General features: G+C 68.8%; 12 protein-coding genes. 5 read left to right on the top strand and 7 right to left on the bottom strand.

Annotation, left to right across the window (positions count from 1 at the left end):
- Positions 1–15: 15 nt before the first annotated feature.
- Entirely contained in the window at positions 16–1,878 is a 1,863-nt protein-coding gene (locus MRBLWH11_RS18705; protein ID WP_116636886.1) for a phosphoenolpyruvate carboxykinase (GTP), read from the top strand.
- A 221-nt stretch (positions 1,879–2,099) separates the two neighbouring features.
- On the opposite strand, the gene MRBLWH11_RS18700 is transcribed toward MRBLWH11_RS18705, so the two are convergent.
- Positions 2,100–4,031, bottom strand: a complete 1,932-nt coding sequence (locus tag MRBLWH11_RS18700; RefSeq protein WP_341945908.1) for an ABC transporter ATP-binding protein — start codon at positions 4,029–4,031, stop codon at positions 2,100–2,102.
- A gap of 81 nt (positions 4,032–4,112) precedes the next feature.
- Positions 4,113–4,316 carry an AsnC family protein gene (locus MRBLWH11_RS18695; protein ID WP_116636888.1) on the bottom strand — a complete coding sequence of 68 codons (204 nt, stop codon included), beginning with the start codon at positions 4,314–4,316 and terminating at the stop codon, positions 4,113–4,115.
- Between the two features lie 162 nt (positions 4,317–4,478).
- Between MRBLWH11_RS18695 and MRBLWH11_RS18690 the strand changes: the two genes are divergently transcribed.
- Entirely contained in the window at positions 4,479–5,510 is a 1,032-nt protein-coding gene (locus tag MRBLWH11_RS18690; RefSeq protein ID WP_341945907.1) for a S66 peptidase family protein, read from the top strand.
- Between the two features lie 29 nt (positions 5,511–5,539).
- Positions 5,540–6,193, top strand: a complete 654-nt coding sequence (locus MRBLWH11_RS18685) for an HAD-IA family hydrolase (RefSeq protein WP_341945906.1) — start codon at positions 5,540–5,542, stop codon at positions 6,191–6,193.
- On the opposite strand, the gene MRBLWH11_RS18680 is transcribed toward MRBLWH11_RS18685, so the two are convergent.
- Positions 6,176–7,636, bottom strand: a complete 1,461-nt coding sequence (locus MRBLWH11_RS18680) for an MFS transporter (RefSeq protein WP_116636890.1) — start codon at positions 7,634–7,636, stop codon at positions 6,176–6,178. The two genes, MRBLWH11_RS18685 and MRBLWH11_RS18680, sit on opposite strands and share 18 nt — an antisense overlap.
- Before the next feature lie 98 nt (positions 7,637–7,734).
- On the opposite strand from MRBLWH11_RS18680, the gene MRBLWH11_RS18675 reads away from it, so the two are divergent.
- On the top strand, positions 7,735–8,232 hold the full coding sequence (locus MRBLWH11_RS18675; RefSeq protein WP_341945905.1) for a YfcE family phosphodiesterase: 498 nt from the start codon (positions 7,735–7,737) through the stop codon (positions 8,230–8,232).
- Entirely contained in the window at positions 8,229–8,717 is a 489-nt protein-coding gene (locus MRBLWH11_RS18670; RefSeq protein WP_341945904.1) for a GAF domain-containing protein, read from the top strand. Before MRBLWH11_RS18675 ends, MRBLWH11_RS18670 begins: the two co-directional genes overlap by 4 nt.
- Positions 8,718–8,724: 7 nt before the next feature.
- Here the strand turns inward: MRBLWH11_RS18670 and MRBLWH11_RS18665 are convergent, their stop codons facing one another.
- From MRBLWH11_RS18665 to MRBLWH11_RS18650, 4 genes are all read right to left on the bottom strand, one after another.
- Complete coding sequence (locus tag MRBLWH11_RS18665; protein WP_341945903.1) at positions 8,725–10,455, bottom strand: beta-galactosidase family protein; 1,731 nt, start codon at positions 10,453–10,455, stop codon at positions 8,725–8,727.
- 95 nt (positions 10,456–10,550) lie between these two features.
- Entirely contained in the window at positions 10,551–11,906 is a 1,356-nt protein-coding gene (locus MRBLWH11_RS18660) for a sugar ABC transporter substrate-binding protein (RefSeq protein ID WP_341945902.1), read from the bottom strand.
- 66 nt (positions 11,907–11,972) lie between these two features.
- On the bottom strand, positions 11,973–12,818 hold the full coding sequence (locus tag MRBLWH11_RS18655; RefSeq protein WP_341947863.1) for a carbohydrate ABC transporter permease: 846 nt from the start codon (positions 12,816–12,818) through the stop codon (positions 11,973–11,975).
- Between the two features lie 46 nt (positions 12,819–12,864).
- Positions 12,865–13,782, bottom strand: a complete 918-nt coding sequence (locus MRBLWH11_RS18650; protein WP_341945901.1) for a sugar ABC transporter permease — start codon at positions 13,780–13,782, stop codon at positions 12,865–12,867.
- Positions 13,783–13,835: the final 53 nt, after the last annotated feature.

Here is a 13,835-nt window from a genome sequence, read left to right as displayed (position 1 = left end):
TTCGAAGGAGCAGTCATGGCCATGGCCGAAGTCATCACCCCTCGCACGTCACCCGTCGCCGCGGAGCGCACGTTCGGTGCCGCACCGACGTATGACACTCCCGCGATGGCCGAGCTGGTCGCCTGGGTCGAGGAGATCCGCGCGCTCACCCAGCCCGACTCCGTGCATTGGGTCGACGGCTCGCGAGCCGAGAACGACTGGCTCCTGCGCGGGCTCGTCTCCGAGGGCAAGCTGATCAAGCTCAACCCCGAGTGGCGCCCCGGCTCCTACCTCGCCCGCTCGCACCCGAGCGACGTCGCCCGCACCGAGGGACGCACGTACATCTCCTCGGAGCGCGAAGAGGATGCCGGCCCGACGAACAACTGGGCAGCCCCCGCCGAGATGCACGCGAAGATGGACGAGATCTTCGAGGGCTCGATGCGCGGACGCACGATGTACGTCGTGCCGTTCTCGATGGGTCCGGTCGGCGGACCGCTCTCCCACATCGGCGTGCAGGTCACCGACAGCGCCTACGCGGTCGCCTCGATCGGCATCATGACCCGCGTCGGCGAAGCCGTGACGAGCCGGATCGCCGAAGGCGCGCCCTGGGTGAAGACCGTGCACACCGTCGGCGCACCGCTCGCGCCCGGCGAGCAGGACGTCGAATGGCCGTGCAACGACGAGAAGTACATCGTGCACTTCCCCGAGACGCTCGAGGTCTACTCGTTCGGCTCCGGCTACGGCGGCAACGCGATCCTCGCGAAGAAGTGCTTCGCGCTGCGCATCGCCTCGGTGATCGCCCGCGACGAGGGCTGGCTCGCCGAGCACATGCTCCTCATCCGCGTGATCGATCCGCAGGGCAAGGCGTACCACGTCGCCGCGGCGTTCCCCTCGGCGTGCGGCAAGACGAACCTCGCGATGCTGCGTCCGACCATCCCCGGCTGGAAGGTCGAGACTCTCGGCGACGACATCGCCTGGATCCGTCCCGGCGAGGACGGCCGCATGTGGGCGATCAACCCCGAGGCCGGCTTCTTCGGCGTCGCTCCCGGCACCGGTGAGTCGACCAACGTCACCGCGGTCGAGACGCTGTGGGGCAACACGATCTTCACGAACGTCGCGCTCCGCCCGGACGGCGACGTCTGGTGGGAGGGGCTGACCGAGCAGGCGCCCGCGAACCTGATCGACTGGGAGGGCAACGACTGGACGCCCGACTCCGATCGGCCGGCGGCGCACCCGAACTCGCGCTTCACCGTGTCTGCGGCGCAGTGCCCGCAGATCTCCGAGGACTGGGAGCAGGCCGTTCCGCTCGACGTCATCCTCTTCGGCGGGCGACGTGCCAGCAACGTGCCGCTCGTGGTCGAGGCGACCGACTGGACGCACGGCGTCTTCCTCGGGTCGAACATCTCGTCCGAGAGGACGGCGGCGGCCGAGGGCAAGGTCGGCGAGCTCCGCCGCGACCCGTTCGCGATGCTGCCGTTCTGCGGCTACAACATGGCGGACTACTTCGGCCACTGGCTGAAGGTCGGTCGCGGTCTGCGCTTCGACCGCGCACCGCGCATCTTCCAGGTGAACTGGTTCCGTCGCGGCGACGACGGCCGGTTCCTGTGGCCCGGCTTCGGCGACAACTCGCGCGTCGTCGACTGGATCATCCGCCGAATCGCGGGAGACGTGCCCGCGGTCGACAGCCCGATCGGACGCCTGCCGCGGCCCGAGGACCTCAACCTCGACGGACTCGACATCCCCGCCGCCGACCTCGACGAGCTGTTCTCCGTCGATGCCGAGGCATGGAAGACCGAGGCCGACCTCACCGAGGCGTTCTACGACACCTTCGGCGACAAGGTCCCGGCGGCTCTGCGCGCTGAGCTCGCCTCGCTCCGCTACCGCCTCGCGAAGGCGTAGCCCCAGACCGGTGCCGACTCGGGGGAGTCGGCACCTCCCCTTCCGGCCCGCGCGGCCGGTCGAACCCGCGAAGGCGGGACGTCAGAGACGAACCCATGGCTGAGTGTGTCTCCGGTGTCCCGCCTTCGCGTCTGTCATCACCCGTTCGGTTTCTGGGTCCCTGAGCTCGAGGTTCTGGGTCCCTGAGCTCGAGGTTCTGGGTCCCTGAGCTCGTCGAAGGGTCAGGCGAGCAGCTGGTGACGCGCGAGGTCGCGGTACAGCGGGGTGGACTCCACCAGCTCGGCGTGGGTGCCCTGCCCGACGACGGCGCCGTCCTGGAGCACGACGATCAGGTCGCTGTCGACCACGGTCGACAGGCGGTGGGCGATCACCACGAGCGTGCGGTCCGTCGAGACGGCGTCGATGGCCTCTCGCATCCGCTGTTCGTTGACGCCGTCGAGCGACGACGTCGACTCGTCGAGGAGCAGGATCGGCGCATTCGTCAGCAGTGCACGGGCGATCGCGAGCCGCTGGCGCTCGCCGCCGGAGAGCATCACCCCGTCCTCGCCCACGGGGGCCTGGAGCCCGAGCGGACTGCGTTCGAGCACGTCGCCGAGATTGACCGCGCGCAGCACGCGCTCGCAGTCGGCGTCGGAGGCGTCGGGGGCCGCGAGGCGCAGGTTCTCGGCGAGCGATCCGGCGAGCGTGGGAGCATCCTGCTCCACGTACCCGAACTGGGCGCGCAGTTCATCGCGCGGGTACGTGCGTGCGTCGTGGCCATGGAGCCGGATCGACCCTCCGGTCGGGTCGTAGAAGCGCTCGACCAGCGACAGGATCGTGCTCTTGCCCGCTCCGCTCGGTCCGACGAGGGCCACACGCGCGCCGCGCGGCACGACGAAGGACACGCCCCGCAGGACCTCGTGGTCCGGCGTCGCGGCCGGCTCGGCATCCGCCTGTTCGAGGTGGGCGTCGGCGAGCAGGCTCCGCGCCTCCTTCGCGGCTGCCTGGCGAGCGGCGACGACGTTCTCGGGGTAGTGGAAGCGCACGTCGCGGAACTCGATGGCCGGTGCGGATCCGCCGACGCTCTGTCCCTGAGCCTCCATGGGTCCCTGAGCCTCCATGGGTCCCTGAGCCTGTCGAAGGGAGGCCGCGATCTTCTCGTCGTCCTGGGTCTCGGTCGGCAGGTCGAGGACCTCCTGGATGCGTCCGAGGGCTCCGAGCGCCTGGTTCACCGAGGTGATCGCGCCGAAGGTCGTGGCGAGCGGCATGACGAGCAGGAACAGGAACATGATGAACGCGATCAGCGAGGCGATCGAGATCACGCCGGCCGCGACACGGAAGCCGCCGACGCCCAGGACGACCAGGAGCGACAGCTGCAGGGCGATGCCCGAGACGGGGACGACGAGCGAGGAGATCTTCGCGATGCGCACGCCGATGCCGTAGGCGTCCGACGCGAGTTCCGACACGGCGGCGGTCTCGCGCTCCGTCGCTCCCGATGCGCGGACCGTGCGGATCGATCCGATCGCCCGCTCCACGCCGGAGGCGAGCTCTCCGACCTTCTCCTGCTGCGCGGTCGAGGCCGTGCGGATGCGTCCGCTGAGCAGCACCACGGTCACGACCGAGATGCCGATCACGACGACGATGAGCAGCAGCAGGACGGGGTCGATCACCAGCATGGCGATGAGCGCGCCGAGGAACAGCACCGCGCTGCCCACGGCATCCGCCAGTCCCTGGGTGAGCACGGCGTAGAGCAGAGTCGTGTCGGTGCCGACGCGCGAGACGAGGTCGCCGGTGCGCCGGGCGTCGAACTCGGAGACCGGAAGGTGCAGGATGCGCGCGATGAGCTTGCGCCGGCTGGAGTACACGACCGCGGTGCCGGTGCGCTGCAGCAGGTAGTGCTGGAAGCCGGAGATGATCGACGACACGATCACGAAGCCGACGAGGAGCCAGACCAGGATCCCGAGCGTGCCGCCGGACTGCACCGCCTCGATGACCTGCCCGACGAGGAGCGGCTGCACGAGCGAGGTCGCGGCGCCGACGACGCTCAGCACCGCGACGACGATCAGCGTGCGCTTGTGCTCGAACAGGAAGGGGAGGAGCTGGCGGAACGTGGCGCGGGGGCCTTCGGGCTGCGCGCCGCGTCCGCGGCGGCGTGGTGTCGCCGTGCGGGACATGCGGGACCTCGATCTGAGAAGGGTACTTAGAACGTACTTCGTGCGTGCGCGGATTCTGTGGATGGGCTGTGTGCCCAGGGGTCAGTGCCGCCCGTACTTCCGGTGTGCGGCCTGCTTGCTCACGCCCAGGGCGCTCGCGATCGCCTGCCAGGAGTAGCCCGCGTTCCGCGCGCGGCGCACCTGGCCCTCCTCTGCGCGGGAGATCTCCTTGCGGATGCCGGCGAGCCGGTGCAGCTCTGCCAGCGGCTCGCCTCCGTCTTCGGCGATCGCTGTCGGTGTGGTCATGATGAGCCTCCTGCGTCAATCATTGTTGACGCTCCATCGGTTGTCAACACTCATTGACGCGCTTCCCGTGCTCCCGCCCCTCCCGTCGCGATATGTCAGCGATTCCGCACCGGATGCGTGTGATTCTGCGACTCCGGCCGCGTGCGGCGACAGACTGGACGGATGCTGTCCGCACCGAAGCTCGTCCCCGGCGACCGCGTCGCCATCCTCTCGCCCGCCTTCGCGGCTCCGGCCGTCGCGCCCGCGCTGCACGAGCAGGCGATGCGCCGCCTGCAGGAGCTCACCGGGCTGGTCCCTGTCGAGTATCCGACGACCCGCGTGCTGGACGCATCGCCGGAGGCGCGCGCCGCGGATGTGAACGCGGCCTTCGCCGATCCCGGCATCCGCGCGATCCTCGCCACGATCGGCGGCGACGACCAGATCCTCGTGGTCCCGCATCTCGACCCGGCGCTCCCCGTGGCCGATCCGAAGCCGTTCGTCGGATTCAGCGACAACACGAACATCCTCAACTGGCTCTGGAGTCTCGGCGTCCGGGGATACTACGGCGGCTCGACGGCCGTGCATCTCGGTCCCGGGCCTGGGGTCGACGAGATCCACCTGCTCTCGCTGCGTGCGCTGCTCCTGGACGGCGGTTCCCTCGCCATCACCGAGCCGGGGGAGTCGGAGGACGTCGGGCGGCGCTGGGACGACCCGCGCGCGCTCACCGAGTTCGGCGACCGAACCCCGACCGAGGAGTGGGCGTGGGCCGGTCCGGCGAAGCGCGTCGAGGGACGCACCTGGGGCGGTTGCCTCGAGGTGATCGACGGACTCGCGCTCGCCGACCGTCTGCCCGCGGTCGACGAGCTGACCGGCGCGATCCTGCTGCTCGAGACGAGCGAGGAGCGCCCGTCCGCCGGGTGGGTCGCCCGCTGGGTGCGGGGGCTCGGGGAACGGGGCATCCTGGGCGCGGTGTCGGGGGTGGTCGTCGCGCGCTCGCCGGTGAGCGACTTCGAGTTCCACCCGTCGACCGGGGAGGCGGCCTCGCTCCGCGCGGCGCAACGGGATGCCGTGCTCGATCAGGTCGCCCGCTACAACCCGGATGCCGTCGTCTGCGTCGGCGTTCCGTTCGGGCACACCCGCCCGCAGTGGATCCTGCCCCATGGCGGCACGATGATGCTGGACGGTGCGGCGCGCACCATCGTGGCCGAGTACTGACTCTCGGCGACCTGTCCTAGGGTGTCCGGATGACCGACGAGAAGTGGATCCTGTTCGACATCGGCGGCGTGCTCGAGGTCGTCGACGACGACACCTGGCAGGAGCAGTGGTGGGGTCGCTGGCGCGACCGGTCGAGCCTCGATCGTGCCGAGTTCGACGCCCGGGTCGCCGCCGCCGATCTGCCGCCCATCGATGTCACCGACGGGCAGGCCGGAGTGTTCTGGCAGCGTCTCGCGGCCGCGCTCGACCTCGACGCCGACCAGGCGACCGCGATACGAACGGACTTCTGGGACGCGTACTGCGGCACGGCGAACACCGAGCTGATCGAGTACGCGCGGTCGCTCCGCGGTCGCGCCCGCACGGCGATCCTGTCGAACTCGGCAGACGGCGCGCGGGAGGAGGAGGAGCGCCGCTTCGGGTTCGCCGCCGTCTTCGACCCGATCTGCTACAGCCACGAGCAGGGCGTCAACAAGCCCGATCCGCGGGCCTACCTCCTCGCGCTCGGTCGGCTCGGGGCCGCCCCGGAGGACGTGTTCTTCATCGACGACCACACCGAGTCGCTCGTGGGTGCCGCCGGCGTCGGCATCCGCGGCATCCTGCATCGCGACAACGCCGAGACGATCGCTGCGATCGAGAGCTTCCTCTCCGGCGGCACGACCGCTGGGTCAGAGCGCGGCGCCTGACGACACTCCGAGGTCCTCCTCGTAGTCGTGGTCCTTGGTCTCGGGCGAGAGGATCAGCGCCACGAAGGTCAGCACGCCCATCACCGACAGGTACAGCCCGACGAGCCACGGAGCGCCGTCGCCGAGCTCCCACAGCGCCACCGCGATGAGCGGAGCGACGGCCGCACCCAGGATCGACGACACGTTGTACGAGATCGCCGACCCCGTGTACCGCACGTTCGTCGGGAAGAGCTCGGGAAGCAGGGCACCCATGGGCCCGAACGTCGCGCCCATCAGCAGGAAGCCGATCACGAGGAACGCCTGCACGAGTGTCGTGGTCAGTCGCGGGTCGGCGGTGGGCAGCAGGAACAGGTTGAAGGTGAGGCCGAACACGATGATGAGCCCGGTCACCACCAGCAGGACCTTCCGGCGGCCGTACCGGTCGGCGAAGGGCCCGGACAGCAGGGTGAAGATGCCGAAGAAGACCACGCCGACGATCTGCATCAGCACGAAGTCGGTGTAGCCGAAGCCGAGTCCGGGATAGAACTGGGCGGCGAACGCCGACGCGTCGAAGTCCTTGCCTGCGGCCTCGGCAGCGGCCTGGGCGGCTGCGGATGCCGTCTCGAGCGAGGCCGCCTTGGTGCCGTAGGCGAGCGTGAAGTTGGTCATCAGGTAGAAGAGCACGTACGTCGCGAGCATGATGAACGTGCCGAGGATCAGGTGCTTCCAGTGGTGACGGAACACCGTGGCGAGCGGGAGCTTGCGGATCACGCCCTTGGTCTCGGCCTTCTTGAAGGTGTCGGACTCGACGAGCTTGAGACGCACCCACAGGCCGATGATCACCATGACAGCGGAGAACAGGAACGGGATGCGCCATCCCCACGACAGGAACGCCTCGGACTTCAGCGCCGGGTTCTCGGCGTGGGGCAGCAGCCAGTTGATCCCGAGGAACAGGAAGTTCGCGATGATGAAGCCGAGCGGCGCGCCCAGCTGCGGGAAGGTGCCGTACCAGGCGCGCTTGCCCTTCGGGGCGTTCTCGGTCGCGACCAGCGCGGCACCGGACCACTCGCCGCCGAGCGCGAAGCCCTGCGCGAGACGGAGGAGCAGCAGCAGGAGCGCCGCCCACCAGCCGATCTGCTGGAATGTGGGCAGCAGGCCGATCACGAACGTCGCGATGCCCATCGTGAGCAGCGAGGCGACGAGTGTCGCCTTGCGGCCGAACTTGTCGCCGAAGTGGCCGAAGACGACCGCGCCGATCGGGCGCGCCACCATCGCCGCGCCGAACACGGCGAACGACGAGAGCAGCGATGTCGTGTCGTTGCCCGTCGGGAAGAACAGGGCGGGGAACACGAGCACGGCGGCCGTCGCATATGCGTAGAAGTCGTAGAACTCGATCGTGGTGCCGACGAGGCTGGCCGTGATGACGCGCGAGCGCGGATTCGCGGGCGCGGGTGCAGTACTCAAGATGCTTCTCCGATCAGTGCCTGGTACGCCAGGGACTCGGGCGAGTTTACGCCTTCCTGAGTGTTCGCTGTGGGTCGGGGTCGGATAGCGTGTCGGGGATGACGACGCGGATGCTGCTGCTCGCCGACACCCACGTGCCGAAGCGGGCGAGACGCCTGCCCGACGTCGTGCTGCGTGCGGTGGACGAGGCCGACATCGTGGTGCACGCGGGGGACTGGGTGGACCTGGCGACCCTCGAACTGCTCGAGTCGAGGTCTCGCCTCTTCCGCGGCGTCTACGGCAACAACGACGGACCCGAGCTGCGTGCCCGCCTGCCCGAGGTCGCGCGATTCACCGTCGAGGAGGTCGACATCGCGGTCATCCACGAGACGGGGGCGGCGACGCGGCGGGAGCAGCGCATGGACGAGGCCTTCCCCGGCATCGATCTGCTGATCTTCGGCCACTCGCACATCCCCTGGGACACGGTGTCAGCGGCCGGCATGCGGCTGCTGAACCCCGGGTCGCCCACGGACCGCCGGCGTCAGCCGGTCTGCACGATGATGACGGTCTCGATCGATGGGGCGTCGATCGAGACGGCGCTGGTGCCCGTTCGATGAGCGAGATGCCGGTCTACCGCGCTCCGATGCGCTCCCGCGACGATGCGGTGCCCCGTGGCGTGGGCCCGGAGCGCGCGCTCGAGCTCGGCATCTGCGGCATCGGCGGCAGACTGGAGCCGGCTCCCGGCTCACTGGCCGAGGCCGTGGTCACGGCAGACGCGCAGTCCGGCATCCGGTTGGCGTGGCGTATCGAGCGGTTCGCGAAGGCGCCGACCGGTGCGTTCGTGTGGACGAGGGATGTCGACGGCCTGACCTATCTGGGACGCATCGCCGGTCCCTGGGCGTACGACGCCGGAGAGGATGCCGCCGCGGCGGACCTCGTACACGTCCGCCGCTGCGCGTGGCTCGCGGAACCGATCGACCCGGCGGAGGTGCCGGCCGGTGTGCGGGCGACCTTCGCCCGCAACGGCCGGAACTGGCAGCGTATCCACGACGACGATGCCGAGCGGCTGTCCGCCGTGCTCTGGCACACGCTCCGCGACTGAACGCCTGTCACTCCTCGGTGTCGCCGAGCGAGAGAGCGCCGACGAACGACGCCCGCGGTGCCACGAGGTGCTCCAGCTCGAGCACGATCAGGCGGTTCGCACCCGCCCGGGTCGCCGGTGCCGGGACGTACAGCGTGCGCTGCGGTCCGTTGCGCCAGTAGCGGCCGAGGAAGAAGCCGTTGAGGAAGGCGTAGCCCTTGCTCCAGGCGGACGTCTCGAGGAACAGGTCGCTCGGCTCCTCGAGGGAGAAGTCTCCGGCCCATGCCAGCGGTCCGTCTTCGGCGGCGTCGTCCGATCGTCCGCCGATCTCGGCGGCGATGGCCGCGACGTCGAGCGGCGTCGAGCGCCAGCCGGTCAGAGCGACGCCGTCGAGGGTCACGTCGCCGATCAGCCCCTTCTGCTCGCCGAGTCGATGATCGTAGTTCACGCGACCCTGGTCTTCGACGAGGATGCTGAGCATGCTGCCGGCCGGGATGCGGATCGCGCGATCGTGCCGCGTGCGAGACAGTGTTCCGACAGGCTGCCCGTCGACGCTCACCCAGGCGAGGTCGCGGACGTCCTCGACCGCGAGCAGCCCGCCCTGGCCGGGCAGCTCGACGTCGTAGCGCACCAGGGCGCTGAGGTGACCGAGCTCGTCGAACGTCAGGGGATGTTCGGTGACGGGACCGGATGCCGTGGCATCCGTCCATCCGCCCAGGGGAGAGAGCGCGACGTCGAAGGTCGGCGCCGCCGCGGTCCGGGTCGGAAGCTCCTCGGGAACCGGAGCGTACTTCGCGATGACGTCGCGGAAGGCGAAGAACTTCTCCGTGGGGTCGCCGGCTTCGTCGAGCGGGGCGTCGTAGTCGTAGGAGGTCACGAGCGGGAGGTAGCGGCCCTTGTCGTTCGCGCCGTTGGTCAGGCCGAAGTTCGTGCCGCCATGGAACATGTAGATGTTCACCGACGCGCCGGCGGCGAGCAGCTCGTCGAGGTCGGCAGCGGCGGTGGCGACGTCGGTCGTGTGGTGCACGCCGCCCCACCAGTCGAACCAGCCGTCCCAGAACTCCGAGCACATCAGGGGTCCGGTCGGCTGGTGCTTCCGGAGCGTCGCCAGCCGCTCGGCGCTGCGCGAGCCGAAGGACCCGGTCTTGTGGAGCTCGGGAAGGCTGCCGTCGTCGAGCATCCGGTCGACCGGCTGATCGACCGTGGTGAGCGGCACGGTGATGCCGGCGTCACGGGTGACGGTGACCAGCGCTTCGAGGTAGGCCCTGTCGGAGCCGTACGCGCCGTACTCGTTCTCGATCTGGACGAGCACGACGGGCCCGCCGCGATCGATCTGCCGCGGCGCGACGATCTCGTAGACCCGGCGGAGATACGAGCTCACGTCGGCCAGGAACGCCGGCTCCGAGGAGCGCAGCTCGCGCTCGCCGCCGGTGAGCCAGACGGGGAGGCCCCCGTTGTGCCACTCGGCGCAGATGTAGGGTCCGGGGCGGACGATGGCGTCCATGCCCTCTGCGTGCACGAGATCGAGGAATCGACCGAGGTCGTTCCAGCCGTTCGCGTCCCACTCCCCGCGCCGGGGCTCGTGCGCGTTCCACGCGACGTAGGTCTCGATGGTGTTGAGGCCCATGAGCCTCGCCTTGCGGATGCGGTCCTGCCACTGATCGGGGTGCACCCGGAAGTAGTGGATGGCGCCGGAGATCACCTGGTGCGGCGAGCCGTCGCGAAGGAAGTCGGTGTCGCCGATGGAGAAGGAGGTCACGTTTTCGCGGTGCTTTCGATGGGGGAGGCCGGAGGGGTCCCACTGGGCCCTTCGACAGGCTCAGGGACCCGGCGGGACCCGATCCGGCCTGCGTGTTACTTGTTGACGGCGAAGCCCTGGTCGTTGCCGTACTCGACCAGCGCGTCCTGCCAGGCGGTGAGGCCCTCGTTCAGGTCGCTGTTGTTCTGGTACGACTGGCCGACGGTGTCTCCGAAGATGCTGTTCGCGTACACCTGGTAGGGGAGGTAGCTCCAGCCTTCGACCACGTCATCGGCCGCACCCGCGAGCACCTCGTTGATCTTCTGACCGCCGAAGTACTCCGGCGCGTCGGCCAGGAACTCGTCGCTCGACAGCTCTGCCGTGGTCGACGGGAAGCCGCCGGACTCGAGGAAGATCGAGATGCTCTCCTCGGAGTTGTTCAGCCACCACAGGAAGCCTGCGGCGAGCTCCGGGTTCTTGCTCTGCTTCGTCACGGCCTGGCCGCCGCCGCCGTTCTCGGCGCTGGCCGGGGTGCCGTCATAGGTCGGCATCGGCGCGACGCGCCAGTCGCCGGCGCCGTCGGGAGCACCCGAAATCAGGTTGCCGGGCATCCAGGCGCCGATCACGAGCGTGGCGATGCTGCCGTCGCCGAGCCCGCGGAACCACTCGTCGCTCCAGCTGCTGGTCTGCGCGACGAGGCCCTCCTCGACGAGGCGGTTCCAGTTCTCGGTCCACTTCTTCGAGCCCTCGTCCTGCAGATCGAGGGTCACGTCGGTGCCGGAGGTCGCGAACGGCTTGCCGCCGGCCTGCCAGATCATCGACGTCGCGAAGCCCGCGTCGCCCGTGTCGTTCGTGACGTAGGCGTCGGGGTTCGCCGCGTGGATCGCCTTGGCGGCTTCGTAGTACTCATCCCACGTGGTCGGCACGGCGATGCCGGCCGCGTCGAAGACGGCCTTGTTATAGAAGAGCGCCATGGGGCCCGAGTCCTGGGGGAGGCCGTAGATCGCGTCGCCGTCGGTCACGGAGTTCCAGGTCGACGCCGTGTAGTCGTCTTCGAAGTCGGCGAAGCCGTACTGCGAGAGGTCGACGAACGCGTCGGTCAGGGCGAACTGCGGCAGCGCGTAGTACTCGACCTGCACGACGTCGGGAGCGCCGGAGCCCGCCTTGATGGCGTTCTGCAGCTTCGTGTACTCCTCGTTGTTGGTGCCCGCGTTGACGAGGTTGACCTTGACGTTCGGGTACTCCTTCTCGAACGCGGCGACCTGGTCCTCGGCGGACGGGGTCCACGACCAGTACGTGATCTCGCCGCCCTTCTCGAGGGCCGCCTCCACGGAGTCGAACGAGCCGGTGCCGGAGCCGCTGCCGGTGTCGCCGCTGCCGCCGGTGCTGCAGCCGGCCAGCGCCAGCGCTGCCACGGTTCCTGCGGCGAGCACTGCGAGGGTGCGCCGCGTCGGTGAGGGAAGGTGCTTCATTGCTGTGTCCTTTCGGGGGGTGCGATCCGGCATCGGAGCGCGAGGGTGATGCAGGGGTACGGGAGGCTACTGCTTGACGCTTCCCGCGGTGAGACCTGACTGCCAGAAACGCTGCAGCAGCAGGAAGGCGATGACGATCGGGACGATCGTGAGGAGCGAGCCCATGATCACGAGGTTGTAGATGGGCTGGGATCCGGCGCCGATCGCCTGCGAACTCCACTGATTGAGACCCACGGTGAGCGGGTACCAGGCGGGGTCCGACAGCATGATCAGCGGCAGGAAGTAGTTGTTCCAGGTGGCGACGACCGTGAAGAGCGCGACGGTCACGATGCCGGGAGCGAGCAGCCGCATCGAGATCGTGAAGAACGTGCGGAACTCGCCGGCGCCGTCGATGCGCGCCGCCTCGAGCAGTTCGGTCGGCACCGACTCGGAGGCGAACACCCAGATGAGGTACAGGCCGAACGGACTGATCAGCGACGGGATGATCACCGCCCACGGCGTGTTCGTCAGTCCCAGTTCGCTGAACAGCAGGAACGTCGGGACTGCGAGCGCCGTGCCGGGCACCGCGACCGCGCCGAGGACGACGGCGAACACCGCACGGCGGCCCGGGAACCGGTACTTCGCCAGACCGTAGCCGGCCAGGGTGGCCAGCAGCGTCGCACCGCCGGCACCCACCACGACGTAGAGCAGCGTGTTGCCCAGCCAGCGCAGGAAGATGCCGTCGCGGTACGAGAACGTGGCCACGAGGTTGTCGAAGAACGCGAAGTCGTCGGCGAACCAGAGGCCGAACGAGCTGAACAGCCCGGACTGGGTCTTGGTCGAGCTGAAGAGCAGCCAGACCAGCGGGACGAGCGTGTACAGCGCGTACAGGATCATGACGATCAGCAGCGTGTGGGACTTGCGCGGGTTCATCGGATCGTGGCGCTTGCGCGAGGAACGGGCGAGGGGGAGTGCCATGTCAGCGCACCTCAGACTTCGAGCCGCGCAGCTGCACGACGTAGGCGATGACCGCGGTGATGACGCCCATGATGATGGCGATCGTCGCGGCGTAGTTGAACTGCTGGCCTGCGAACGACAGGTTGTACGCGTACATGTTCGGCGTGAAGAACGTCGTGATCACGTTGGGTGCCAGCGGGCGCAGGATGTTGGGCTCGTTGAACAGCTGGAAGCTGCCGATGATCGAGAAGATCGTCGCGATCACGAGAGCGCCGCGGACCGAGGGGATCTTGATCGAGAAGATCGTGCGCCAGGCTCCTGCGCCGTCGAGCGAGGCGGCCTCGTACATGTCGGTGGGGATGGTCTTGAGCGAGGAGTAGAAGATCAGCATGTTGTAGCCGACGAACTCCCAGGTCACGATGTTGCCGATCGAGACCAGCATCCATTCCTTCGCGAACGGGGTGATCGCGTCGATGCCGAGGAAGTCGTTGACGTTGCTCGCGAGGCCGAACTGGTCGCCGTAGATGTAGCCCCACATCAGCACGGCGACGACAGCGGGTACGGCATAGGGCAGGAAGATGATGATGCGGAAGAAGGATGCTCCGCGCAGCCGGGCGCTGTCGAGGGCGAGCGCCGCGCCGAGGGCGAGCATCAGCATGATCGGCACCTGCACGACGAGGAAGATCAGCACGCGGCCGAACGCCTCCCAGAACTGCGGGTCGCTCAGCGCGCGGACGTAGTTGTCGAGGCCGACGAATGCGGTGCCGCCGATGAGCTTCTCCTGGAAGAAGCTCAGGTAGAGCGCGTAGGCGAGCGGTGTCAGGAACACCAGGGCGAACACGACCATGAACGGGCCGACGAAGGCCCATCCCTTCCAGTCGCGCTTGTCGCGGCGTCGGATGCCGAGGGCTCCGAGTGCTGCGGGGTTTTCAGTCGTCATCGACGAGACCTTCTTCGAGTAAGTGCGCTCGATGCGCCATGTGTCTACGTCAA

This window comes from Microbacterium sp. LWH11-1.2 (assembly GCF_038397745.1).
GTDB lineage: Bacteria > Actinomycetota > Actinomycetes > Actinomycetales > Microbacteriaceae > Microbacterium.
Note: the sequence above shows the minus strand (reverse complement) of the source record. Positions and strands in the feature narration are given on the sequence as shown.